The 24,900-nt window shown below is 66.6% G+C and carries 21 protein-coding genes; 9 read left to right on the top strand and 12 right to left on the bottom strand.

What is annotated here, in order from left to right; all coding sequences use genetic code 11:
• Positions 1–10 precede the first annotated feature (10 nt).
• From ACVOJ1_RS06060 to ACVOJ1_RS06080, 5 genes are read left to right on the top strand one after another with little or no spacing between them, the layout of a single operon-like run.
• Positions 11–1,354 (top strand): LLM class flavin-dependent oxidoreductase, encoded by a 1,344-nt coding sequence (locus tag ACVOJ1_RS06060; protein ID WP_346480141.1) that lies wholly within the window; start codon positions 11–13, stop codon positions 1,352–1,354.
• Positions 1,355–1,358: 4 nt separating this feature from the next.
• Complete coding sequence (locus tag ACVOJ1_RS06065) at positions 1,359–2,573, top strand: M20 aminoacylase family protein (RefSeq protein ID WP_346480142.1); 1,215 nt, start codon at positions 1,359–1,361, stop codon at positions 2,571–2,573.
• Positions 2,570–3,130 (top strand): GNAT family N-acetyltransferase, encoded by a 561-nt coding sequence (locus tag ACVOJ1_RS06070; RefSeq protein ID WP_065181368.1) that lies wholly within the window; start codon positions 2,570–2,572, stop codon positions 3,128–3,130. The genes ACVOJ1_RS06065 and ACVOJ1_RS06070 overlap by 4 nt, the downstream gene beginning before the upstream one ends.
• The gene (locus ACVOJ1_RS06075) at positions 3,127–4,857 is read left to right on the top strand and encodes an amino acid ABC transporter permease/ATP-binding protein (RefSeq protein ID WP_080375267.1); all 1,731 of its coding nucleotides are present in this window, start codon (positions 3,127–3,129) and stop codon (positions 4,855–4,857) included. Before ACVOJ1_RS06070 ends, ACVOJ1_RS06075 begins: the two co-directional genes overlap by 4 nt.
• Before the next feature lie 16 nt (positions 4,858–4,873).
• Complete coding sequence (locus ACVOJ1_RS06080; protein ID WP_346480143.1) at positions 4,874–5,848, top strand: ABC transporter substrate-binding protein; 975 nt, start codon at positions 4,874–4,876, stop codon at positions 5,846–5,848.
• Positions 5,849–5,907: 59 nt separating this feature from the next.
• On the opposite strand, the gene ACVOJ1_RS06085 is transcribed toward ACVOJ1_RS06080, so the two are convergent.
• Both ACVOJ1_RS06085 and ACVOJ1_RS06090 read right to left on the bottom strand, forming a co-directional pair.
• Positions 5,908–9,024, bottom strand: coding sequence for a galactose-binding domain-containing protein (locus ACVOJ1_RS06085; protein WP_346480144.1), 3,117 nt, complete (start codon positions 9,022–9,024; stop codon positions 5,908–5,910).
• Positions 9,025–9,221: 197 nt separating this feature from the next.
• Positions 9,222–10,301 carry an MBL fold metallo-hydrolase gene (locus ACVOJ1_RS06090; protein ID WP_065181371.1) on the bottom strand — a complete coding sequence of 360 codons (1,080 nt, stop codon included), beginning with the start codon at positions 10,299–10,301 and terminating at the stop codon, positions 9,222–9,224.
• Positions 10,302–10,404: 103 nt separating this feature from the next.
• Between ACVOJ1_RS06090 and ACVOJ1_RS06095 the strand changes: the two genes are divergently transcribed.
• On the top strand, positions 10,405–11,016 hold the full coding sequence (locus ACVOJ1_RS06095) for a TetR/AcrR family transcriptional regulator (protein WP_065175563.1): 612 nt from the start codon (positions 10,405–10,407) through the stop codon (positions 11,014–11,016).
• Between the two features lie 124 nt (positions 11,017–11,140).
• A complete protein-coding gene (locus ACVOJ1_RS06100) occupies positions 11,141–12,169 on the top strand; it encodes an aminoglycoside phosphotransferase family protein (RefSeq protein ID WP_053517554.1) in 1,029 nt (342 codons plus the stop codon).
• A 7-nt stretch (positions 12,170–12,176) separates the two neighbouring features.
• Here ACVOJ1_RS06100 and ACVOJ1_RS06105 read toward each other — a convergent pair whose 3' ends face one another.
• From ACVOJ1_RS06105 to amaB, 7 genes are all read right to left on the bottom strand, one after another.
• Positions 12,177–13,064 (bottom strand): DMT family transporter, encoded by an 888-nt coding sequence (locus ACVOJ1_RS06105; protein WP_065175629.1) that lies wholly within the window; start codon positions 13,062–13,064, stop codon positions 12,177–12,179.
• 32 nt (positions 13,065–13,096) lie between these two features.
• The gene (murB, locus tag ACVOJ1_RS06110) at positions 13,097–14,158 is read right to left on the bottom strand and encodes a UDP-N-acetylmuramate dehydrogenase (protein WP_263178003.1); all 1,062 of its coding nucleotides are present in this window, start codon (positions 14,156–14,158) and stop codon (positions 13,097–13,099) included.
• An 8-nt stretch (positions 14,159–14,166) separates the two neighbouring features.
• Complete coding sequence (locus ACVOJ1_RS06115; protein WP_065181373.1) at positions 14,167–15,222, bottom strand: quinone-dependent dihydroorotate dehydrogenase; 1,056 nt, start codon at positions 15,220–15,222, stop codon at positions 14,167–14,169.
• A gap of 8 nt (positions 15,223–15,230) precedes the next feature.
• Positions 15,231–15,998, bottom strand: coding sequence for a class I SAM-dependent methyltransferase (locus tag ACVOJ1_RS06120; RefSeq protein ID WP_065181374.1), 768 nt, complete (start codon positions 15,996–15,998; stop codon positions 15,231–15,233).
• Positions 15,999–16,003: 5 nt separating this feature from the next.
• Positions 16,004–16,288 carry a DUF4190 domain-containing protein gene (locus tag ACVOJ1_RS06125; RefSeq protein ID WP_053517549.1) on the bottom strand — a complete coding sequence of 95 codons (285 nt, stop codon included), beginning with the start codon at positions 16,286–16,288 and terminating at the stop codon, positions 16,004–16,006.
• Between the two features lie 76 nt (positions 16,289–16,364).
• Positions 16,365–17,168, bottom strand: coding sequence for an SDR family NAD(P)-dependent oxidoreductase (locus tag ACVOJ1_RS06130; protein WP_128990426.1), 804 nt, complete (start codon positions 17,166–17,168; stop codon positions 16,365–16,367).
• The gene (amaB, locus tag ACVOJ1_RS06135; RefSeq protein WP_197600495.1) at positions 17,168–18,700 is read right to left on the bottom strand and encodes an L-piperidine-6-carboxylate dehydrogenase; all 1,533 of its coding nucleotides are present in this window, start codon (positions 18,698–18,700) and stop codon (positions 17,168–17,170) included. Before amaB ends, ACVOJ1_RS06130 begins: the two co-directional genes overlap by 1 nt.
• A 592-nt stretch (positions 18,701–19,292) precedes the next feature.
• Between amaB and ACVOJ1_RS06140 the strand changes: the two genes are divergently transcribed.
• Together ACVOJ1_RS06140 and ACVOJ1_RS06145 are read left to right on the top strand one after the other, a co-directional pair.
• A complete protein-coding gene (locus ACVOJ1_RS06140) occupies positions 19,293–20,642 on the top strand; it encodes an undecaprenyl-phosphate glucose phosphotransferase (RefSeq protein WP_481558698.1) in 1,350 nt (449 codons plus the stop codon).
• 148 nt (positions 20,643–20,790) lie between these two features.
• On the top strand, positions 20,791–21,225 hold the full coding sequence (locus ACVOJ1_RS06145; protein WP_253118778.1) for a low molecular weight protein-tyrosine-phosphatase: 435 nt from the start codon (positions 20,791–20,793) through the stop codon (positions 21,223–21,225).
• Between the two features lie 61 nt (positions 21,226–21,286).
• Here the strand turns inward: ACVOJ1_RS06145 and ACVOJ1_RS06150 are convergent, their stop codons facing one another.
• The 3 genes from ACVOJ1_RS06150 to ACVOJ1_RS06160 are packed head-to-tail and all read right to left on the bottom strand — an operon-like array spanning position 21,287 to position 24,860.
• Positions 21,287–23,476 carry a YjbH domain-containing protein gene (locus ACVOJ1_RS06150; protein ID WP_253118777.1) on the bottom strand — a complete coding sequence of 730 codons (2,190 nt, stop codon included), beginning with the start codon at positions 23,474–23,476 and terminating at the stop codon, positions 21,287–21,289.
• The gene (locus ACVOJ1_RS06155) at positions 23,476–24,237 is read right to left on the bottom strand and encodes a capsule biosynthesis GfcC family protein (protein ID WP_346480146.1); all 762 of its coding nucleotides are present in this window, start codon (positions 24,235–24,237) and stop codon (positions 23,476–23,478) included. Before ACVOJ1_RS06155 ends, ACVOJ1_RS06150 begins: the two co-directional genes overlap by 1 nt.
• On the bottom strand, positions 24,234–24,860 hold the full coding sequence (locus ACVOJ1_RS06160) for a YjbF family lipoprotein (RefSeq protein WP_253118775.1): 627 nt from the start codon (positions 24,858–24,860) through the stop codon (positions 24,234–24,236). The genes ACVOJ1_RS06155 and ACVOJ1_RS06160 overlap by 4 nt, the downstream gene beginning before the upstream one ends.
• Positions 24,861–24,900: the final 40 nt, after the last annotated feature.

Consider the following 24,900-nt stretch of genomic DNA (forward strand, 5'->3'; position numbering starts at 1 on the left):
AGCGATACCCATGAGCAAGACACCGCGCCCCATCCCGTTCGGCATCATGCTGCAGGGACCGGGCAGCCACATGCATGCGTGGAAGCATCCGTCCAACCCGGCCGATGCCAGCGTGAACCTGGACTTCTACATCGACATCGCGCGCACGGCCGAAGACAACGGCATCGCGTTCGGCTTCGTTGCCGATGGGCTGTACATCAACGAGAAATCGATCCCGCACTTCCTCAACCGCTTCGAGCCGATCTCGCTGTTGTCCGCGCTGGCCACGGCGACGAAGAAGATCGGCCTGGCCGGCACGCTGTCCACCTCCTACAGCGATCCGTTCACCGTGGCCCGGCAGTTCGCCTCGCTGGACCTGATCAGTGGTGGGCGCGCCGGCTGGAACGTGGTGACCTCGCCGCTGGAAGGATCGGGCCGCAATTACGGCCGCCCGCATCCGGAACATGCGCTGCGCTACCAGATCGCCGACGAATACCTGGAGGTGGTGCAGGGCCTGTGGGATTCATGGGACGACGATGCCTTCATCCGCGACCGCGAACAGGGCACCTTCTTCGCCACCGACAAGTTCCGCCGCCTCGACCACAAGGGCCGCTTCTTCCAGGTCGAAGGCCCACTGAACATCCAGCGCTCCGCGCAGGGGCAGCCGGTGATCTTCCAGGCGGGCTCGTCCGACGACGGCATCGCGCTGGCCGGCAAGTATGCCGATGCGGTATTCACCCACTCGCCCTCGCTGGAAGAAACCCGTGCCTTCACCCAGAAGGTGAAGAACTCGGCCATCGCCCACGGGCGCAGCGGCAATGACGTTAAGATCTTTCCGGGCATCGGGCCGATTGTCGGCCACACCGCCGAGGAGGCCGAAGCCAAGTACCAGGCGATTGCCGCACTCGCGGGCCTGGACGATGCGCTGGCCTACCTCGGGCGCTTCTTCGACCATCACGATTTCACCCAGTACGATCCCGACGCGCCGTTCCCCGAGCTGGGCGAGATCGGCAGCAATTCGTTCCGCTCCACCACCGATCGGATCAAGCAGGATGCCCGCGAGCAGGGCTTGAGCCTGCGCCAGGTCGCGTTGCAGGCGGTGAGCCCGCGGCCCAACTTCATCGGTACACCCGAGCACGTGGCCGACGAGTTGATCCGCTGGTTCGAGGCGGGCGCCAGCGATGGCTTCATTCTCGGGTTTGCGGCGCAGCGCGAGGGGCTGGAGGATTTCGTGACCCTGGTGCTGCCGATCCTGCAGGCGCGCGGGTATCACCGGCGCGAGCTGGAAGGGAAGACGCTGCGCGACCACCTGGCCCTGCCGTACAAGGCCAGCCGCCATTCGACGGCCGCCGAACCGGCGCGGAAGGTGGGGTGAGGCAATGAATGTACTGCGCCGGGCATCCTTGACTGTGGCGCCCACCGGGCCGACGGGCGTGCTGCCTGAAATAGCCGCACACGCCGATGAAGCCATCGCCATCCGCCACGACCTGCATCGACACCCGGAGCTCGCCTTCGAGGAGCATCGCACCAGCGCACGCGTAGCCGAACTCCTGCAGCAGTGGGGCTATACGGTGACCACGGGCGTCGGTGGAACCGGTGTGGTCGGAACGCTGCAGCGGGGTCAGGGCAGCCGAAGGCTCGGGCTTCGCGCCGACATCGATGCGCTGCCGATCCAGGAGGCGTCCGGGCTGCCCTATGCCAGCCAGAACGAAGGACGGATGCACGCCTGCGGTCATGACGGACACACCGCGATCCTGCTGTCGGCGGCGCATTACCTGGCCCGGCACGGGCGCATCGATGGCACCCTGCAACTGGTGTTCCAGCCGGCGGAAGAAACCGGCTCCGGTGCGTCAAGGATGCTCGCCGACGGTCTGTTCGAGCGTTTTCCGGTGGATGCGATCTATGGACTGCACAACTGGCCGGGTGTGCCGGTGGGGCACTTCGGCTTTGTCGACGGACCGGCGATGGCATCGGTCGACTGGGCACGGTTGAGGGTGATCGGCAAGGGCGGGCATGGTGCGGAACCACAGGGAAGCGTGGATCCCATCCTCGCCGCCGCGCACGTCGTCACCGCACTGCAGAGTGTGGTGTCGCGCAATGTGGACCCGCGGCAGATGGGCGTGGTGACGGTCGGTTCGATCCACGGTGGGCAGGCGGCCAACGTGATTCCCGACGTGGTGGAGCTGACCCTGACCGTACGCGCCTATCTGCCCGACGTTCGCGACACGCTGCGCCGTCGCGTGACCGAGCTTGCCGAGCAGACCGCCGCCGCGTTCGGGGCGCGCGCCGAGATCGAGTTCCCGCGTGGCTTCCCGAGCGTGATCAACCATGCGCAGCAGACCGCCTATATCCGTGAGGTGGCGCTGCAGGGATTCGGCGCAGGGCAGGTGCTGGATGCCTTCGCGCCGCGCACCGCCAGCGAGGACTTCGCCTTCCTGCTGCAGGCCCGGCCCGGAAGCTTCGTGTTCGTCGGCAACGGTGACAGTGCATCGCTGCACAGCCCGCGCTACGTGTTCAACGATGCGGTCATCGCTCCCGCCGCCAGCCTCTGGGCGCGGCTGGCCGAACACTATCTGGTGGAGGACGCAGCATGAGTACGGCACCGTTCGAGGAGCGCTTCCTCTACACCTCGGTGGACGATCCACTGGCGCGGCCACTGTTCGATGGGCTCGAACAGGAGTACGACAGTCGTTACGCCGATGTGCGGCGACGCATCGGTGGCAGTGCGCGCGAGGAGCTGCAACGCTATCCAGCGCAGGCATTCGCTGCGCCGGTGGGAGCGTTCGTGCTGCTGCTGCGTGAGGGCGTGGCCATTTCCGGCGGCGCGTTCATGCCTCACCGCGACCCGGATACGGCCGAGTTCAAGCGCATCTGGACACTGCCTGGCCTGCGCCGCCAGGGCATCGCCCGGCGGGTGCTGCAGGAGCTTGAAGACCAGGCCGCACGCCAGGGCTATCGCCGCGTGTACCTGACCACCGGCTTCCGCCAGCCTGAGGCGGTCGGCCTGTACCTGAGCCATGGCTACACCGCACTGTTCGATCTGTCTGCCGACCCGGAATCGATCGCCCATCTGCCGTTCGAGAAGCAGCTGCGGGCACCGGCGCGTCCGCCGGCATCAAGCACTGCCGCCGTGCAGGGAGTCCACGCATGAGTACGCCGTCCACCGCGATCGAGGGTCTGGCCGCGCGTCCGGCACCGGCATTGAAGATCGTGCCGGCGCGGCATCCGCTGCAGGTGTTCGGCACGGTCCTGGCGCTGGCGTTGATCCTGATCGGGCTGCAGTCGGTACTCGGCAATCCACGTTGGGGCTGGGGCACCTTCGCCGAGTGGTTCTTCGCCCGCCCGGTGCTGGAAGGGCTGGGTCGCACGCTGTTGCTGACCGCGCTCGGCACCGGCCTGGGCTTCGCGCTGGGCACGCTGCTGGCGCTGGCACGGGTATCCGGCTCGCCGTTGTTGTCGGCGGTATCGTGGGGCTACGTCTGGTTGTTCCGTTCGATTCCACTGCTGGTGCTGTTGCTGCTGCTGAACAATCTGGGTTATCTGTACAGCACGATCGAACTGGGCATTCCGTTCACCGGCATCAGCCTGTTCTCGTATCCCACCACCCAGCTGATCGGTGTGTTCACGGCTGCGGTGCTGGGCCTGACACTGAACCAGGCGGCGTTCTCGGCCGAGGTGATCCGCGGTGGCATCCTCTCGGTCGATCACGGCCAGTATGAAGCAGCGGCCGCGCTGGGCCTGCCGCGCGGCCGCCAGGTGCGGCGCATCATCCTGCCGCAGGCGATGCGTTCGATCCTGCCGGCCGCCTTCAACGATGTGATCGGCCTGGCCAAGAGCACGTCGGTGGTCTACGTGCTGGCGTTGCCGGAGCTGTTCTACACCGTGCAGGTGATCTACCGCCGCAACCTGGAGGTGGTGCCACTGCTGATGGTGGCCACGGTCTGGTACCTGGTGATCCTGACCGTGCTGTCGCTGCTGCAGCGGCGCGTGGAGCAGCGCTTCGCGCGTGGCCAGCTGCAGCGTGAGCGCAGCGTGTCGCGGGTATCCTCGCCCGCGCCGCGTGCGGCATCGCCGGTTGCGGTGCGGCCGCGCATCGCGAGCGCGGCCGAGGCCGGACAGGGAGCGCCGATATCGCTGCACGGTGTCGGCAAGGCGTTCGACGGGCAGCCGGTACTGGAGGACATCACCCTGGAACTGCGCGGCGGCAGCGTAACGGTGCTGATCGGCCCGTCCGGTGCCGGCAAGTCGACGCTGCTGCGGCTGATCAACCACCTGGAGCGCGCCGACACCGGCTTCGTCAGCGTCGGTGGCCAGCTGATCGGCTATCGCCGTGACGGCGACACCCTGTACGAGCTGCCGGAGCGCGAGATCCGCCGCCGTCGTGCCGAGGTGGGCATGGTGTTCCAGGGCTTCAACCTGTTCCCGCACCTGACCGCGCTGGAGAACATCATCGAGGCGCCGATCGCGGTGCGCGGTGTGCCGCGTACGCAGGCCGAACAGCAGGCGCGCGTGCTGCTGGAGCGCGTCGGTCTGGCGGACAGGGCCGATGCGTTCCCGCGCCAGCTGTCAGGTGGCCAGCAGCAGCGCATCGCCATCGCCCGTGCACTGGCCCTGCAGCCGAAGGTGCTGCTGTTCGATGAGCCGACGTCGGCGCTGGACCCGGAACTGGTGGCCGAAGTGCTCAGCGTGATCGAAGAGCTCGCCCGTTCCGGCACCACGCTGGTGATCGTCACCCACGAACTCGGCTTCGCCCGCCGCGTTGCCGACCACGTGGTGATGATGGACCAGGGCCGGGTGATCGAGCAGGGCACGCCCGAGGCCGTATTCGAACACCCGCGCCAGCAGCGCACCGCCGATTTTCTCGCCAAGACCCTCTGATCCGGATGTGACCCCCATGAGCCCTGCAACGTCTCGTCGCCCCTCGCGCAGCACCCTGCTGGTCATCGCGGTGCTGGTCATCGGCATTGCCGGCATCGTCTATTCACGGGCACGGCAGGCCCCGGGGGCCGTGCCCGCAGCGACCAGCAGCCTGGCCGGTGCCGGCGCGCCAGCGCTGCGGGGGACCGTGGATCCGAAAGCGCAGGCGCTGGTTCCGGCGGACTTCCGCTTCGTGACGCCGGGCACGTTGACGGTCGCGACGCATCCCGGTCAGTTGCCGCTGGCCGACTATGGCGCCGACAGCAAGGAAGTGATCGGCATCGAGCCGGATATCGCACGGCTGGTGGCCGATGCGCTGGGCCTGAAGCTGGTGGTGGTGCCGGTCGCCTGGGCCGACTGGCCGCTGGGACTGGAGTCGGGCAAGTACGACGCAGTGCTGTCCAACGTAACCGTGACCGAAGAGCGCAAGAAGAAGTTCGACTTCTCCAGCTACCGTTATGACCTGCTCGGCATCTATACGCGCACCGACGGGCCCATCCAGAAGATCGAGAAGCCGGCCGATGTCGCTGGCCTGAAGGTGGTGGTCGGTGCCAGCACCAACCAGGACCAGATCCTGCGGCAGTGGGATGCACAGAACATCGCGGCCGGGCTGGAGCCGGTGCAATACCAGTACTTCGATGATTCGGTGGTCGGCCGCCTGGCCGTGATCACCGGCCGGGCCGATGTGTCGTTCGAACCCAACGCCACCGGCGCGTACTCCGCGCGCGATGGCAAGGTGCGGCGCGTTGGCCTGTTTCCGGGCGGTTGGCCGAACGCTGCTGCGATCTCGGTCACCACGCGCAAGGGCAGCGGCCTGGCCGATGCGGTGACCCAGGCGCTCAATACCCAGATCGGCAGCGGCACCTACGCACAGGCACTGGCGCGCTGGAACGTGACCGAGGAAGCCGTGCCGCAGTCGCAGACCAACCCGCCGGGCTTGCCGGATCTCTGACGCCGGGCATGCCCCGGCACCAAGGCTGCTTCTGTAGAGCCGAGCCATGCTCGGCTGCTCTACCAACGCGCCTCCAGCGTCCTGAACGGCTTCGCCAACCGCACACCCTCGGCATCGAAGTCGGAAACGCTACGGCCGTCCACGCGCACCTGCTTCGGTGCCGTGCGCGCGGGCCACCAGACCTTGACGGCCGTGGCGCTGCGCAGCCCTTCGCCGAGCGTCACGGTCAGCGTACCGTCGCGTTGCTGTGCCTGCATCCGCAGCGTGCCGTACGCCGTCGGCAGGCGCTCCACCGCAAGGCCATCGCCGGCCAGCCAGGAGGGCGGCGTGCCCGGCAGCAGTGACAGGGCATCGTCGTCCTCGCGCATCAGCATCCCGAACAGGGTGCGGCCGTATTCGGCACCGATCCAGGTGTGCGGCATGTCGCCCAGGTAGCGCGGAAAACGCAGCCGTGAGTGCACGACTTCGGCCAGCACCTGCCATTGCAGCGGGCGACGGTCGCGCAGCAGGCCCTGCAGCAGCTCGTCGGCCGCTGCGGGCTGGCCCAGATGCACATAGCTCAGGACGTTGCGGATTTCATAAGGGGTGTACGCATACAGCGCACCGGGCTGGTTGCGCTTGCGGACGTCGTCAAGATAGCGGGCAAAGGTGGTGCGCAGCGCATCAGCCGGCAGCACGCTCTGCGCGCCGGTGGGATCCAGCGCGATGGAGACGCCGGTCGGGTCTCCATCGCCAAGATCGGCGGAGGAGGGAATGAAATCGATGCCCTTCCACGCCATCGTCGCGCGGATCGAAGCGTGCAGTGCGTCATACAGCGCCTTGTACTGCCCGCGTGCCCAGGTGGCGGTGGCGTGGTCGCCGAGTGATTCAGCCAGCCATGCGCCGTCATGCCAGCCCTTCAGGCCCCAGTAGTCGTCCCAGTAGCTGTGGGTGGGAGAGGGATAGCCCTCGTGGCTGATCGACGGTGCCAGGATGCCGGCAAAGCGTTCCGGCGCCGGTTGATCGGCCTTGTAACCGGGTACCAGCGTGCGCTCACGCAGTTCCTGCAGGAAGCGCAGCGCGGCCTTCACTTTCGGCAGGTACGCACGCACGGACTCAGGGCCACCGTCGAGGCGCGCGACATCGGCCACCAACGCGACGTACTGCCCCTGGCTGTCGTACTCGATGTCCGATCCGAAGCCGGTGTTGACGCTGCCATCGTCATTGAGGATCGGCGACACCAGGCCGTTGGCATGTACCCCGTGTTCGCTGTACCACGCAAGGTAGTCGCGCGCGACCTTGGCTTCGCCCATCCGCAGCAGTACCGCCGAGGTGGCCATGCCGTCGCGGATGAAGGAGCGGTTGTAGTTGCGTGGGCCGGGTTGCATGGCCGGGCCGGTCTGGTTGATCAGCATGTACGCGGCCTGGGCACGCAGCATGTCGACCAGCGACGGATCGGGCAGGCGCAGGCCGACCTGGCCCAATCGTGCCTGCCAGTCCGCAGAGGCTTCGGCGGCCAGCGTCTCGAAGCCGGCATCGGCATCGCCTGGCAGGCGCGCGAGGTCCAGTGCCGGTGGCTCCGGAAGTACACCCTTGGCGTCGGCCGCCGCCGTACCCAGCGGGAAGGCGACGACCACGGATTGGCTGGCGCCGGGCGCCAGTGTGATCCGGTAGTCCAGCGCCGCCGCCGCCAGCCCACGCGCATCGGTGGCCTGGCGTGCGCCGGGCAACCGGCCCGAAGCGATGGCGGAGGTGATCTCGGTTTCGCCGTTCGGGCCGAACGGTGCCGCGCCGGAGGCGCTGACCGCCGACAGCGAGTACAGCAGGGTACGACCATTGACGCGCACGCTCTGGCCGTCGATGGCCACGTCGCGGATCGGCGACAGGCCACCGTTCTGCCACGGCGGGTTCATCTGCATCGGCCGCACCACCAGGCTCAGCGTGCCCTCGACCGGCGTGGTACCGGTATTGCGCAGTCGATGCCGGAGGAAGGTAACGGGCTGGCCGTCGCGCTCGATCGCGAACGCTTCGCTGCGCAGTTCCAGACCGGGTTGCGGCGACCAGGCGGCCGAGGGCATCGGCTTCCAGCCGTCGCGCAGGGCATGCTGCACGGCCTGTTCCGCGGCACCGGCGGCACGCCCATCGGCATTGCGCCAGATCGGCTGCACCAGCGGTGCGCCCTTGAATGCCTCGATGTTGCCGTATTCGTCGAAGATCGACTTCTGCCGTCCGGCATGCACGCCCACGGCCGTCCAGTACGTCTGCTGCATCTGCAACGACGCCGGGAACAAGCCACGCTGCGCGCCGCTGGCGGCGATCTGGTACTGCTTCATCGGCGTCATCACGGCCTTCGGGCCGAGCAGGCGCAGGCGCGTGACCTGTGGCGAGGGCCCGTCGACGATGAGCCGCAGGGCACGCACATCGTGCACCGTATCGCTGGCCAACCAACTCTGGGCATGGCTGGCGGCCTGCGTGTCCTGCGCCAGCGGCTGCCAGCGCCCCTGCGCATCCTGGGCCTGCAGGCGTGCGGCGCCACGCTGGCCCGCCCACTCCACCGCCAGGCCGGTGCCCGGCTGAGCGCGCGGCAGGGTGATTTCAAGCACATGGCTGCCCTTGCCATCGGTAGGGAGGGCGACGCCGCTACCGCCTTGCCACAACGCGGCTGCCTGTGCGCTGTCGAGTCCGTGCACGCGTGCACTGAGCGTGGCGTCCAAGGGTTCCATCTCGAAGATGGAGACCCCCCAGTCCGACGTGCGCTGGGGACTGGCCAGCCTCAGATAGCGCGCCTGGCGCGGTTCGAAGTACAGCGTCTCCACATCGCCCAGCGAGTCGGCCATGGTGTATGCGGTCTGCCACTGCCGGCCGTCCATCGAGGTCTGCAGCGTGTAACCCTCGGGATTGGAGACGTCCCAGGTCAGGCGTGCACCGCCGAGCAGGGCCGGTGCGCCCAGATCGATCTGGAACCAGTGTCCGGGGCTGAAGGCGCCGCCGGTGACCGTCTTCGGGTCGTTGTCGATCAGATGGCCGATGGCCATCGCCGGGACCTGCTGTGATGAGCTGCTGGCCTGCCACTGGCTGCGCGGTGGCAGTGTCTGCGCCTGCGCGGCGGAGGCCATCACGGCCAGCGGCAGCAGAGCGCGCGCGACGTAGCGCAGGCATGCCCAGGAGGGGCGGAAGCGATCAGCACGCAGCGTCATGTCGACAGCCTTGGAGGTTCGGCCAGGATCGGGCAGGCGCTACGCTAGCAGGGGGTGTAATCGTTTACATGACGCGCTGCAATAGGGGAGAGTGCGGACGCGTGGCGCGACGCCCTGCAAGGCGTCGCGACAGCCATCGTCCGCAACGTCACTGCCTGCACGAACCGGCGCCCCGTGACAGCAGCGCCCAGGCAAGCTCAGCGCAGCGCCACCTGTTCCCACCAGCGCGTGCCTGCCTGCGGCGCCTGCATGTCCAGCGCCTCGCCCATCATCGGCGTGGCGATCGGCACATCGTGCGCGGCTGCCAGCGCGGTGATGCGCTCGAAGGGCTGTTGCCAGTCATGCAGGGCCAGGTCAAAGGTGCCGTTGTGGATCGGCAGCAGCCACTTGCCGCGCAGGTCCAGGTGGGCCTGCAGCGTCTGCTCCGGCTGCATGTGCACGAATGCCCAGCGCGGATCGTATGCGCCGGTTTCGATCATGGTCAGATCGAACGGGCCGTACTTCTCGCCGATGGCCTTGAAGCCATCGAAGTAGCCGGTGTCACCACTGAAGAAGATGCGGAAGTCGCCGTCCTGGATGACCCACGAGGCCCACAGGCTGCGGTCGCTGTCGCCCAGGCCGCGGCCGGAGAAGTGCTGGCCGGGTGTGGCGGTCAGGCGCAGGCCATCGGCTTCGGTCGATTGCCACCAGTCCAGCTGTTCGACCTTGTCCGCGTCCACGCCCCAGGCGATCAACTGATCACCCACACCCAGCGGCGCGATGAAGCGCGTGGTCTTGCCCGCCAGCTGCATCACCGCAGCGTGATCCAGGTGGTCGTAATGGTTGTGCGAGAGGATCACGCCGGCGATCGGCGGCAGCTGTTCGATGCTGATCGGCGGGGCGTGGAAGCGCGCAGGGCCCATCCACTGCACCGGTGACGCCCGTTCGGAGAAGACCGGGTCGGTCAACCAGTACTGGCCGCGCAGCTTCAGCAGGATCGTCGAGTGCCCCAGCCGGAACAGGCTGCGATCCGGCGCGGCTTCCAGCGCGGCACGATCCAGCGCCTGCACCGGTATGGCGCCCGCGGGTACGGTCCCCTTCGGCTTGTTGAACAGGAAGGTCCACCAGATCTCCAGCCCGTTGCGCAGGCCCATCGCCGGCCGCGGCAGTACGTTGTGGAACTTGCCCTCGCGGTATTGCGGGGAGTCGGGGAAGTCGGGGAGGGACCAGGACTTGCAGAAGGTGTAGGCGGTCACGGCGAGGATTCCAAGCAGGAGGACAAGGAGCAGGCGCTTCATGGGTGACGTCCGCAGGGTACACTGCACAGTGTAGTTTCCTGCTGCGGAAAAGTATACTCATCGGTGTAAAATGGGGGTATCCGTTCAGTTATCTGGTGTCGCCATGTCCCGTCCGCCGCAGCGCCTGACCGACCGCAAACGCGAGGCCATCGTGCGCGCGGCGGTGGAGGAATTCCGCACGGCCGGCTATGAAGCCACCAGCATGGACCGGATCGCGGCAGCGGCCGGTGTATCCAAACGCACGGTCTACAACCACTTCCCCAGCAAGGAAGAATTGTTCTCGCTGATTCTGGAGGAACTCTGGGAACGCAGCATGGCCGGCGTCGAGCTGCCCTACCGTGCGGAGCAGCCACTGGAGCCGCAGCTGCTCGCGTTGCTGGAGCAGAAGCTGGAACTGCTGGGTGATGCCAATTTCATCGACCTGGCCCGCGTTGCCATGGCGGAGATCATCCATTCACCCGAACGTGCGCAGGCAATCGTCTGTCGCATGGGCGAGAAGGAGAGTGGGGAAAGCGCCTGGATCCGTGCAGCGATCGCCGATGGCCGGCTGCGTGCGGTCGATCCCGAATTCGCCGCCCATCAGCTGCATGGACTGGTGAAGAGTTTCGCCTTCTGGCCGCAGGTAACGATGGGGCAGGCGCCGCTGGGGGCCGACGAGCGCGCGCGGGTGGCGGCATCGGCGGTCGCCATGTTCCTGGGCCACTACGCGCGCTGACGCCGTGGCAACCGCGTCGGCATGGCTCGCCCGGCCCGCAAGCACAGTGCTGTGACGGACATGTCTGTGCCGTCGATGCGCCATCTGCGATAGTGACGTCGGGTATCAATGCACGATTGCTTCCATGTCATCCGCTTCGGCGCGCCATATCGGCGAAGTCCTGCAACAGTCCTATGGCATCACCACCGCCGCCGTGGTGCCTCGCCCGGTTGGCGCAGACGCCAATGCCAGCGTTTACCGCATCGACGCGCGACGCGGTCAGTGGTGGTTGAAATGCCGCACCTACCAGGTGCAACCGGCGGTCTGGGACACGCTGCATTGGCTGCGGGGCACCCTGGGCATCGAGGAGATCGTGGCGCCCTGGCCGGCGTTGACCGGCGGCGCGTCGGTCCAGCGCTGGGGCCTGCAGTTCACGCTGTTTCCCTACATCGAGGGCCAGTCCGGTTTCGAGGCGCCGCTCAGCCATGCGCAGTGGCTGCGCCTGGGCAACGTGCTGCGCCGGCTGCATGACGCTGAGGTGCCCGAATCGCTGCAACGCGCGCTGCCGACCCTGCGCCTTGAAGCGGATGCGTTGACCACCGTTGGGCGCTGGCTGCAGCCGGGCGATGCCTTGCCGGTCGCGCAGGATCGGTTGGGCAGCGCGTTCCTGGCCGTCTGGGAGCTGCGCCGCGAACGCATTGCCGAGGTCCACCGCCGCGCGTCGGAACTGCACGATGAACTGCGCGACGAACGGCCGCCGCTGCGGTTGTGCCATACCGACCTGCATGCGGGAAACCTGCTGATGGGCAACGAGGGCAACCTGCACCTGATTGATTGGGATGGCCTGTCCCTGGCGCCGCGCGAGCGGGATCTGATGTTCCCCGGCGCGGCGGTGGGTGGACGCTGGGGGCGCGAACGTCCGCTCGGTTTCGTGGAAGGGTATGGCCCGGACCTGGGGGACCCACGCTGGATCGCCTGGTACCGGCATTGGCGGATCCTGCAGGACCTGATCGAGTTCGAACAGGTGCTGCTGGGGGGCGACGCGCTGGAGCGCTCGCCGCAGCTGCGCCGTCAGTCGCTGCACTACCTGGGCGAACAGTTCGCGCCGGGCAATGTGTTCGACGCAGCCGAACGCGCGTATCGCGCGCTGGATGCGTCGCCGCTGCAGCGTTGACGGTGGATCATTCGGCGGGCTTGGCCGCCGCTGACGCCGCCGCCGTCGCCGCCCGCCGCGACAGCACGGCCTCGCGGTGGGCGATGTAAGCGTTGGCGGCCAGAATGATGCCCGCACCGACGATGGTCCAGCGGTCCACGGTCTCGTTGAACAGCAGCCACCCGCACAGGGTCACCAGCGGCAGCTGCAGGAAGCTGATCGGCGTCAGCGCCGACACTTCTCCCAGGCGCAGCGCGCGCGTCCACAGCAGCTGGCCGACCGTGCCCATCACGCCGGTGACCAGCAGCCACAGCCAGGCCACGCCACTGGGCCAGACCCAGACAAACACTGCCGGAACCAGCGAAAGCGGCACCCAGAAGACGTAGGTATAGAGCACTACGGTATCGGCGCTGTCCACGCGGGTGAGCTGCTTGATCTGGATGGCCACCAGTGAACTCAGCACCGCAGCGGCGACGGCGACCAGGCTGCCAGCGGTGAAGCCGGTGGTGCCCGGCCGCACGATCACCAGCACACCGATGAAACCGACCACCACTGCGGCCCAGCGGCGCACACGCACGGTTTCGCCCAACCACAGCACGGCGGCGATGGTGACGAACAACGGTGTGGAGTACGAGAGCGATACCGCCTGCGCCAGTGGCAGATGGCCCAACGCCCAGAACGCGCACAGCATCGAACCCAGGCCGATCGCACTACGCACGAAGTAGCGTGGCAGCTGCTGGGTCTTCAGCGGCGCATGGCCCGGCCGCAGCAGCATCGGCAGCAGTGCCAGCAGGCCGAACGCGTTGCGGAAGAAGGCGACCTCCTGGGTCGGTACGTAACGGGTGGCGTAACGGATCGCCACCGCCATCATGCCGAACGCCAGGGTGCTGCCGAGCATCAGCAGCGCCGCCCGCATCGGGGTGGCGCCGGTGGAAAGGGCGGGGGTGTTCACCACTGTGCGCCGAGCAGGCGGGGCTCCGGTTCGATCGGTACGCCGAATTTCTCCAGCACCGACGCGGAAATGCGCCGCGCCAGCGCAAGCAGCTCGGCCCCGGTGGCGTTGCCATGGTTGACCAGGACCAGCGCATGGCTGGCAGCAACGCCTGCATCGCCCTCACGGAAGCCCTTCCAGCCGCAGGCCTCGATCATCCACGCTGCGGAGACCTTGCGCCGGTCCTCACGATCGGCCGGGAACACCGGCAGGTCCGGGAAATGCTGCAGCAGCACGTCGACCTGCTCCAGGGGCAGGACCGGATTCTTGAAGAAACTGCCGGCATTGCCCAGCACCTCCGGATCGGGCAGCTTGCGGCGGCGGATCGCGATGACTGCGTTGGCCACGTCCACGGCACTGGGCAGCTCCACGCCCTGCGCCTGCAGTTCTTCGCGGATGCCGGCATAGTCCATGCGCAGGTCGTGCAGCAAGGGCAGCTTCAGCTCGATGGCGGTGATCAGGTAGCGGTCTGCCTGCTGCTTGAACACGCTGTCGCGGTAGGCGAAGCCACACTGTTCGTTGTCCAGCCGCACCCAGGCCTGCTCGTGGCAGTCCCAGGCTTCCACTGCCTGGATGAACTCGCCGACCTGTGCGCCATAGGCGCCGATGTTCTGGATCGGCGCTGCACCGGCCGTGCCTGGAATCAGGGCCAGGTTCTCCAGCCCGGACAGGCCTTCCTGCAGCGACCACATCACCAGGCCGTGCCAGGGCACGCCGGCACCGGCGCGGATCACCGCATGATCGGCGCGATGCTCCAGGAAACTGATGTCGCGGTTGCCGAACACCAGCACGGTGCCAGGCACATCGTCGGCGATCAGCACATTGCTGCCGCTGCCCAGCACCAGCAGCGGTCCGCCGGAAACCTCCGGCAGCGCCAGCACGTCCGGCAACAGCGATGCGTCATGCAGCTCCAGCAGCTGCGCGGCATTGGCACGCACGTGGAAGGTGTTCAGCGCCTGCAGCGGCGCGTTCCGGGTCAGTGTCCAGCGCAGCGGTGCGGCGGTGTCGAGTCCATCCATGGGGGTGCTCACAGCGGCGCCACCGCGCCACGGCTGGGCGCTTCGCGGCGGCGGCGGATCGCCTCCACGCATTCCGATACCAGCGCCGGCCCGCGGAAGATCAGGCCGCTGTAGCACTGCACCAGCGAGGCGCCCGCCGCCATCTTGGCCACTGCGTCGGCGCCGGACAGGATGCCGCCGACACCGACCAGCGGCACCGACTCGGGCAGGCGCGAGCGCAGCCGCCGCAGGACCAGGGTGGACTGTTCCAGGACCGGGGCGCCGGACAGACCGCCGGCTTCGTTCGCCAGCGGATCGCCGGCCACCTTGCTGTGGTCGATCGTGGTGTTGGTCGCGATCACGCCGTCCACCTGCAGCTCGCCGAGCACGCGCGCAGCAGCGTCGATGTCGCGCTCGCTGAGGTCAGGCGCCACCTTCACCAGCATCGGTACGCGCCGGCCGTGCCGCGCGGCCAGGTCTTCCTGGCGATCACGCAGCTGGCTGACCAGCTGGCGCAGTGCGGTTTCCTCCTGCAGCTCGCGCAGGCCGGCGGTGTTGGGCGAGGAGATGTTGACGGTGATGTAGTCAGCCAGCGGGTACACCTTGTCGAGGCAGGCCACATAGTCGTCGACGGCCTGCTCGTTGGGGGTGTCCTTGTTCTTGCCGATGTTGATGCCGAGCAGGCCGCGACGGTTGCGCGCGCGCTCGACATTGCGCACCAGTGCATCCACGCCTGCGTTGTTGAAGCCCATGCGATTGATGATGGCGTTGTGCGCCGGCAGCCGGAACAGCCGCGGCGTCGGGTTGCCCGCCTGTGGCCGCGGCGTGATCGTGCCGATCTCGACGAAGCCGAAACCCAGCGCGAACAGCGCATCGATGTGCTCGCCATTCTTGTCCAGGCCGGCCGCCAGGCCGACCGGATTGGGGAATGTCAGCCCGAACACGGTGCTCGGCAGCGGCGCGATGCGTGCGGCCAGCAGCGGCGTGGTGCCGGTGCGATAGGCCACGTCCAATGCGGACAGGCCGAGGCCGTGGGCGCGCTCGGCGTCGAGCGAGAACAGGAAGGGGCGGGCAAGCGAATACATGCGTCGGTTCAGTCCAGCGTGCCGAGGAAGGCTCGGGTTCGATATTCAAAGGCGACCTGACCGTTGACCGCGTGGGCCGCGAACAGATCCTGCAGTGCCGCCAGCATCGGCGCATGGCGCGGATGCCCGGGCTGTGGCGCATAGGAGGACGACAGCAGGCGGCCGCGCAGGGCGTCCAGATCCAGGTGCTGCACGTTCGGCAGTTCCACCTGGCCGCGCAACCCGGCGCCAAACCATGCCTGCATCGTGGCGTCATCCTGGTAGCGTTCTGCCACGGCGGAATAGTCCGTGCCGTAATCGAGCAGCAGCTGCTCATAGCCAACCAGGAACGGGCTGGCATCGAGCAGGCGTGAGTTCCAGTAGATCAGCGCCAGTCCGCCGGGGCGCAGGATGCGCTGCCATTCAACACGGACGGCGTCGGTGTCGAACCAGTGGAAGGCCTGCGCGGCACTGACCAGATCGACGCTGTGCTCTGCCAGGCCGGTGGCCTCGGCACGCCCATCGACGGCCTGGAACAACGGGTATGCAGCCAGCCAGCCTTCGGCAGCAGCGCGCATGGCGGCGTTGGGCTCGACCGCGACCACAGGATGGCCGGTGTCGAGGAACAGACGGCTGGAAATGCCGGTACCGGCGCCGATGTCGGCCACCCGTGCATCGTGGCCGACGCCCATCGGTCCATGCAGCCATTCCATCAACGCCGGCGGGTAGTCAGGCCGATAACGGACATAATCGGCGACGCGGCTGCTGAAGCGTTCGGTGCTGTCGGAGGAGGTCATGGCGGTCAGTTCGACAGTGCGGCGAGCCAGGCCAGGCCACCGAAGAAGAGGATGAAGGCCAGGACTGCCGCCAGGGCGGCTGCCACCATCACCCAGCCCAGCACCAGCCCGGTGACCGCCAGGCCATCGCCTTCGAGTTCATGCGGGCGGCGGCGGATCTCGGCGCGGGCCATGTGGCCGGTGACGATGGCGACGATGCTGGCCACGAAGGGCAGGACAGTCCAGGCGGCAATGCCCATGACCAGGCTGACCACGGCCAGGGCGCTTGTCTGTCGGGGTGCCACGCTCATCGGGTCCTCCTTGCAGTACGCACATGATAGTGCCTCCGTCCGGGCAATCCCATGGGCAGTGCCCGGCCCGAGCGGTTCAGCCCATCAGTACCTGGCCACCATCGACGTTCAGCACGTGACCGGTGATCCAGCGCGCCAGCGGCGAGCACAGGAACAGCGCGGCATCGGCAATCTCGCGTGGCTGGCCGAAGCGGCCGAACGGAATTCTTGCCAGGGTGCCGTGATACAGCGCCGGGTCGCTGGTTTTGCGCCGGTCCCACAGACCGTCGGCAAACTCGATGGAGCCCGGGGCGATCGCGTTGACCCGGATCCGGTCTGGCGCCAGTGCCAGCGCCTGCGACGTGGTGTAGTGCGAAAGAGCGGCCTTGGCAGCCGCATAGGGAGCGCCCCCCGGCCGGGGTTGCTGCGCGGCGATCGAGGAGAGGTTGAGGATGCAGGCGTCGCTCGATTCGCGCAGCCAGGGCAGGGCGAGTCGCGAGGCCCGCACCGCGGCCATCAGGTCGACCTGCAGGCTGGCGGCCCAGCCGTCTTCATCGTCGGCCATGCCGTATCCCGTGGCATTGTTGACCAGCACGTCGATGCCGCCCAGGGACGCTGCGGCCGCATGCAGCCAGGCGTCGATCTGGCCGGGGTCGGCCAGGTCGGCGGCAAAGGCGTGCAGTGATGCCCCCTGGGCCGCTGCGTCGGCCAGCAGGGCGTCGAGCCCCGCCTGACCTCGTGCGCAGACCGAGACATGGGCGCCGGCCGCAGCGAAGGCCAGGGCCATCTCACGGCCGATGCCTTTGCTGCCGCCGGCAACCAGCACCCGGCGGCCGCTGAAGTCGAGGATTGGAGCCCCCGCCGGGGCCCCACTCTCGGCGACGTCCGGGCCGGGATGCATCACAGGTCGAACTTGATGCCCTGGGCCAGCGGCAGCGAATCGGAGTAGTTGATGGTGTTGGTCTGCCGGCGCATGTAGACCTTCCATGCGTCCGAGCCCGACTCGCGGCCACCACCGGTGTCCTTCTCGCCACCGAACGCGCCACCGATCTCCGCACCGGAGGTACCGATGTTGATGTTGGCGATGCCGCAATCCGAGCCCGCAGCCGACAGGAAGCGTTCGGCGGTCTTCAGATTCTGGGTGAAGATCGACGAGGACAGGCCCTGCGGTACCCCGTTCTGCATGTCGATGGCTTCGTCGATGCTGTCGTAGGGCATCACGTACAGGATCGGCGCGAAGGTCTCGTGCTGGACCACGGCATCACTGTTCTTCAGGCCGCTGACAATGGCCGGCAGCACGAAGTTGCCGGCGCGGTCGATGCGGGTGCCGCCGGTCTCGATGGTGCCGCCGGCGGCCTTGGCCTGGGCAATGGCGTCGAGGAACTGCTGCACGGCACCTTCGCTGTTCAGCGGACCCATCAGGTTGGCGGCATCGGTCGGATCGCCGATCTTGCCTTCCACCTGCTTGTACGCCTTGACCAGCGTGGCCAGCACGTCGGCGTAGATCGAGCGGTGCACGATCAGGCGGCGGGTGGTGGTGCAGCGCTGGCCGGCCGTACCGACGGCGCCGAACACGATCCCCGGCACAGCCAGCTTCAGGTCGGCGGTCTCATCGAGGATGATGGCATTGTTGCCACCCAGTTCCAGCAGGCAGCGGCCCAGGCGGCGCGCCACCTTTTCATTGACGGTGCGGCCGACCTGGGTGGAGCCGGTGAAGCTGATCAGCGGCACGCGACGATCATCAACCAGCTTTTCCGACAGTGCGGTGCCGGCATCGTTGACCAGGAAGAAGATGTCCGGGAAGCCGGCTTCGCGCAGCGCGTCGTTGCAGATCTTCATCGAGGCGATGGCGGTCAGCGGCGTCTTGTTGGACGGCTTCCAGATGCACACGTCGCCGCAGATCGCCGCCAGGAATGCATTCCAGCTCCACACCGCGACCGGGAAGTTGAAGGCCGAAATGATGCCGACCAGGCCCAGCGGGTGGTACTGCTCGTACATGCGGTGGCCGGGGCGCTCCGAGTGCATCGTGTAGCCATACAGCATGCGGCTCTGGCCGACGGCGAAGTCGGCGATGTCGATCATCTCCTGGACCTCGCCATCGCCTTCCGGCTTGCTCTTGCCCATCTCCAGGGCAACCAGCGAGCCCAGCGCATCCTTGTGCCTGCGCAGCGCCTCGCCGCACAGGCGCACGGCTTCGCCACGGCGCGGGGCAGGGGTCGTGCGCCACTGCTTGAACGCTTCCTGGGCGCGGGCGATCACCGTCTCGTATTCAGCCTCGGTGGTCGCACGCACCTGTGCGATCGGCTCGCCCGTGGTCGGGTTGACCGGGGTGATCAGCTCACCGCTGGCAGCGCTCGACCACTCCCCGTTGCCCAGGTACGTGCCAGCGTTGATCGCGTCCAGGCCAAGGGACTTGAGCAGCTCGGAAGACATGCAGACTCCTGTGTTTTCGTTACGTTGTTTGGCGTCATCGCGGGCGGGTGGAGGGCGATGAACAGAACCGCCGATGGTAGCAGAGGGCGATGAGCGGCCTTGGTGCAGTGCAGGGTGCCAGGCCTGGCGGACGTGCTGGGACGGGACGTCCCGGCGACGCCAATCGGGTTGATCCTTCGGAGCGTGATGGGATGATTCCGTGCATCAAACGTCAATTTCTGGACGCTGTCGGACGCAGTGCGAATCATTTTGACGCATTTTGAAATATTAAAAAATAGGAATAGTTCTAATGACTTAGGGTGGGTCGGGCGGGTGAATGGGCGCACGACGGGCCGCCGCTTCCTACCAATTGCCTTTCACATCATTCACAATCAGGTTCGACTTATTGACGCAATTCCGTCTGTTCGCACCGGCTTGGGGAGGCTTGGTATGCGACAGCCATCACATTGTAGTGCTGGATCGGAAAACAGCTTGGAGAAGTGCAGTGCTACATGGATCGGTAGATGACCTCCCCGCAGAGCGTGCCGACGCCGGCCGCCGCCGGGTCGAAGCCCGGGCGGCCCTGGAACTGGGGCTTCGCCTCGGAGACCTGTTGCTCCTGCCCGGCATGGCTGCCTTGGCCCACGTCGTGTGCTACGGGACGGCGGCGCCCAACCAGTCCCAGCGCATCGTCTTCGGTGCGGTGATTCTCAGCGCCATCGTCTGCTTCTCCATCGCACCGGTCTACCGCAACTGGCGCCTGCGTGGCCTGCTGGCCGACCTCTGGCTGCTGCTGCTGGCCTGGTCCGGAAGCTTCGCCCTGTTCTCCCTGTATGCCGTGCTGGTGGGGCTGGCCGATGCCGTTCCGTCGCGCTGGCTGGTGGGCTGGTACATCGGCGGTCTGGCCTCGATGGTCGGCCTGCGCGTACTGCTGCGTGTCCAACTGCACCGGTTGCGTTCGCGGGGACTGGATCACGAGCGGATCCTGCTGGTCGGCCTCCGGGCGCCGGCGCTCAGGCTGCATCGCCTGCTGCGCGGCAAGCCGGAGATGGGCAAGGAAGTGATCGGCTACTTCACCAGCAAGGGCGACATTGCCACCCGGCGTGGCGGCGATGCCCCGCAGCGCCTGGGCGCACTGGATGATGTGCCGCGCTACCTGGATGCGCACCGGGGGGAGTTCGACCAGGTCTGGGTGTCCCTGCCGCTGGGAGATACCGCGCCCATCCGTGACATGCTCAAGCAGATCGAGCGGTTCCCGGTGCCGATCCGCCTGATTCCCGATACCACGGGCCTGGGGGCACTGAATCCGGGCGTGCACCAGGTGGGCGATGTGCCGATGATCGGCGTGCGTCAGGGCTTGGTGGACCACAACTTCCGTCTGTTCAAGCGCATCGAGGACATCCTCGTGGCCGGCGTGGCGGTCATTCTGCTGGCGCCGCTGTTCGTGGTGCTGGCGATCGGTGTGAAGCTCAGTTCACCTGGCCCGATCCTGTTCCGCCAGCGCCGCCACGGCTTGGGCGGCAAGGAGTTCTGGATGCTGAAGTTCCGCTCCATGCGCGTGCATGAGGAAGGGACGGGGCAGATCACGCAGGCGACCCGGGGCGACCCGCGGGTGACCCGGTTCGGTGCCTTCCTGCGGCGCAGCAGCCTGGATGAGCTGCCCCAGTTCTTCAACGTGCTGGGCGGCAGCATGTCGGTGGTGGGCCCCCGTCCGCATGCGATCCAGCACAACAATCACTATGAACGGGTGATCGAACGCTACATGCACCGCCATTACGTCAAGCCGGGCATCACCGGCTGGGCGCAGGTGCACGGGCTGCGGGGCGAGACGCCGGAACTGCGGTCGATGAAGAAGCGCGTGCAGTACGACATCGACTACATCCGTCGCTGGAGCCCGGTGCTTGATGTGCGAATCATCATGCTGACGGCGTTCAAGGTTCTTGGTCAGAAGTCGGCCTATTGACAGTCGGACGCTGGAACTGAGACGTAATTCCATGAATTTCATGGCTATTTTCTCGCCAACAGCGGTGCTGTAGGGTACTCTGTGCAGCTGTCAGTGCTCCGTCTGCTCGGCGGGTGGGCCTGCGTGGAATGCCACAGGATCCAGGTCAGTGTTCAATAACGTACTTTTTGTTTGCGTCGGCAATATCTGCCGCAGTCCCTCGGCTGAAGTAATGCTTCGGCAGGCAGTGCAGGGTAGAGGCATCCAGGTGTCTTCCGCAGGTCTGGGGGCGCTCGTCGGACATGGCATCGACGCAACTGCCCAAGCGCTGCTGGCGGAGCAGGGCATGGATGGGCTGGATCACCGCGCACGCCAGATCGATGATGCCATCCTTGGGGCGGCCGATCTGGTGTTGGCCATGGAGCGCAAGCACATTCACCGCATCACCGAGATTGCGCCGCAGGCGTCGGGCAAGACCTTCCTGCTGGGCAAATGGCAGCAGGATCGGGAAATCCCCGATCCCTATCGCCAGCAGCGTCCTGCTTTCGAGCATGTCTACAGATTGATGGCCGAGGGCATCGAAAGCTGGGTCCGATACCTGTAGGTCCTCAGCGGGTGAACGTGCAGCAGGGCGGTCTTTGGCCGCCCTGCTGCGTTCCGGCAGGTCAATCGTCGATCGAGCGGATGTTGTCGTAGAAGAATCGCTCGTCGCGATCGCCGGTGATGCTGTACAGCGAATACTTGCGGCTGAGCATCGCGCCACCGTCGCGGATCAGGGGATTCCAGTTGAACGCGGCTCGTCCGCGTGTCGACCGTGGCAGGAATCCGTCCAGCGGGACGCTTATGTAGATTCCCTTGTCGAAGCTGCCTTCGCCGAAATCGCGTGCGGAAACGTTGGTCTTCGTTGCATAGGCTCCCATCGTGACGCCATTGTCGAAGACGCGGGCGACATCCAGGGTTGCGCCCTTGTCGCCCGCCAGATACTGGCCGACGGACAGCGAGCCCACGATGCGCTCGCGGGCGTCGAAACTGTAGTAGAAGGTGGCGTGCCCGGTCGTGACCTTGTAGTCGCGCAGATCCCAGCGCTGATCGAAGCCGCGTTGCTGCACGCGATTCAGGTTCGCGCTGACGGCCCATCGCTCACCGCCAGGACGATACAGCAGTTCACCGCCTACGCCGGCATACATCCACTCCAGGTAACCCGCGTACGCGATGCCATAGAGATCGCGGCCCAGACGTCCAGCCACATTGAACTGCAGATTTGGCAGCACCACATCCGAGTCCACCATGTACCTGCGCAAATCGGTGCGCACGCGCGGGAGTCGACTTGGGGCGTTGTACTTGAACTTGTCGTAATTGTTGATCAGATTGGCGCTGACGGTTCCTGTGAGCCACATGTTGGGGCGTACGAACAGGCTTCCGGAATAATTGGCGGCAATCTGGTAAAGGATGAAGCCATCCGGGCCGCCGAGATTCTGTCGGTAGCCGATGTTGAAGCCGCCGCCATAGGGGCGTGTCCTGGGTTCATACAACGTCTGGCGAGTGACGTCGTCGGGAGACTGCACCTCGGTGCTGCGACGTAGCACGTCCTCGCTGACCCGACCATCCAGATAGCCCACGAGGGCACTGCGGGCGACGGACGTGTCCACGATGGGCATTCCCAGTCGTGTTGTCCGCAGCGTGAACCACTCGTACTCGTCGCCCGTCGCATTGGCCAGGATGCGACCGGCTCGGCCCAAGCCCTTGGCGGCGTGGAGGTATCGGTTCTGGTAGCCGTCCACGTAGAGCTCATCGCCGCGACGGGAGATACGTTCGACCCGGAAGCCCGCGTTCTGGGTGAGGTCGGCGCTGATGGCAGCCCAGTCCGGGCCGCCTTCTGCTGTCGTGGCGCCGGCGTCGGGCGCTGCGGTCGCCGCAACCGCGGATGCCTGCGGGTCGCGAGGCACGATCCGTTGCGGCGGAGGATCGAAAGGCTTGGGCGCAGACACTGCATGGCCGGGATTGCCGCGCCAGGTCAGCGAGAACATCGCCGCGTCACCGCGTTCCCACGCGGCGGTGAGTTCCACGTTGCGGTTGGGGACATAGACCAGCCCCACGTTGATGGGGGTGCGCTGTTCCAGGTTGTTCCCGCGCGGCTCGCGGCGGTAGTCGTTGCCGTCGTACTCGACCTTGACCAACAGGGAATCCAGCGGCGTCTGATAGCTGATGCCGCCAAAGATGCCGACCGGTCCCTTGAACATGTTGCTGAGTCCAAAGCGACCGGCGTTGTTGATGTCACTGCTGGCAACGGGGCGTCGATTCTTGAATCTGTCATCGATGGCGCCCAGCGGATTGGCGAAATCGCCACGGTTTCCGATGTAGCCGGTGGCCAGGCCGATCGAGGCATCAATGGGGCCAAGATTCTTGTTGGCAACCAGATATTCGCTGGAGAAGAAGCCGGTGCCACCTAGATCGCGCACACCGAAGGCCACTTCCGGCAACCATCGCGACTCCTGCCAGAGCCGCAGCTTGAAGTCGATCGATTTGTCCTTGTAGTTCTGGTTTCCCGCAATGCTCGGGCCATAGCGGATGTTGGACACGTTGATGTAGCGGAACGTGCTCTCAAGCCAGGGGAACGGTTGCAGCGTGAGGTTGTAGCGACTGTACGGGGAGTTGTGAGAGGCCGTGAAGCTGAGGTCGCCGTCGGATGCCATGCGTGCCGTCGGTGTCTGCAGGAGGCCGATGCCACCCCATTCGTTGGCGGTCGGCGGAGGGGCGTCCTGCGCCTGCAACGCGGCACTCAGTGACAGGGCAAGCGCGGTCAGCGCAAAGCGGGCTGGGCGCGGCACGCGTGCACGCTGGGGAATGTCGGTCATTACGGGCTGACAGGCTGGGTGGCGATGAAGGTGGCAAGATCGTTGTTGAATGCCGGGTCGATGGATTTCAGCACCGATTCGCGCAACGGAACATAGATCGAACCGCCAGGGGCGACCGCCTGGGGATCCGCGCGGTTCCAGAGTGCAATGCCCTGTTGCTGAACCCGGCCATCGGGTTGCACGATGTAGAGCGAGTCGGGATCGGCGGCCGCGCTGGGTGGGCAGTCACGCAGATAGTCCCGCGCATCGCGCTGCGGGGAATGGTGGACAGTGCAGCTGGTTCGGACCGCGCCGAGGACCGTGATGTGATCAGGTCGGACGGGAATGCGGAGTACATCGCCGGCCATGAGCACCGGATTGCTCTGCGGCTGCACCTGCATCAGGCGTGGCGAGATCACCGTCGGTACACGTCCGGTTGCAGCGTGCGCCTGTACCCATTGCTGGATGGCCGCCGCGGTTTCGACGACGGCCGGATCCGCGTTGAGCTGAAGCTGCGTCAGGCCATGCAGGATTCCGGCACGCAGTCGGACCTGTTCAACGAGCGCCTGGCGGCGAAGATAGCTGCTGCCGAGCAGATAGGCGTCGGCCGCAGGCTGGGCCTGGACAACCGCATCGGCCAGTCGCCGCTCCGGCTGGATGGCCTGGTCACCGGCATGGGCGACCGCACCCTCGACGCGGACGGTAGACGGTGCCTGCGCCAAGCACAGTGACGGTAGTGCCGACAGCATCAGGCAGAGAATTCGAGTGTTCATGCCTGTCATCCCTTCGGGGCACGGTAGGGCTTGAGCTGGGTGAGTTCCACGACGTACCCGGGGGCAAGATGCTGCCGGCTCTTCCAGATGAATCCGGTCGCCGGGTCCGCCCAGTAGATGTTCTGCGCGTCCATTCCGCCGCCCTGGAGATGCTCGACGAATCGCTGCAGGGTGCGGGTGCGGCCGAGAATCCTGACCTCCTCGGTGGCGCCGGGTGTCAGCGTGCCGGTGACGACAACGCCGAGCTGATACGACGACATCCAGTCGTATTGGCGTTGCACCTGTGCCGGTCCGCTTAACGACGTCAGGCGGTCGAAGGGGGACGCGCCGATGATCCGCGTCTGCAACTGACGTCCCAGCCCGCTTGAGCCCAGCAGCACGCCGTTGCCGTCCAGCTCGATCACGGCATGCGTGCCGGCGTACCACTGCTGCCGGCCACCATCAACGTAGCCAAGAACGGCCACCGCGGTCAGGTCCCGTGTCTCGACCAGCACCTGCGGGAAGCGATTTGCCGCCACGGAATCGGGGCTGACCTCAACGGGCTTGTGCAGCAACAGGCGGAAGCTGTCCGCCGTTGCCCGGCTGCCGGTGGTGCAACCGGCAAGCACGAGCGCCACGGCGATCAACGCCATGCGCAATAGACAGGCTGAAGTGCGTCGGCATGAACGCACC

The organism is Stenotrophomonas sp. STEN225 (assembly GCF_056756445.1).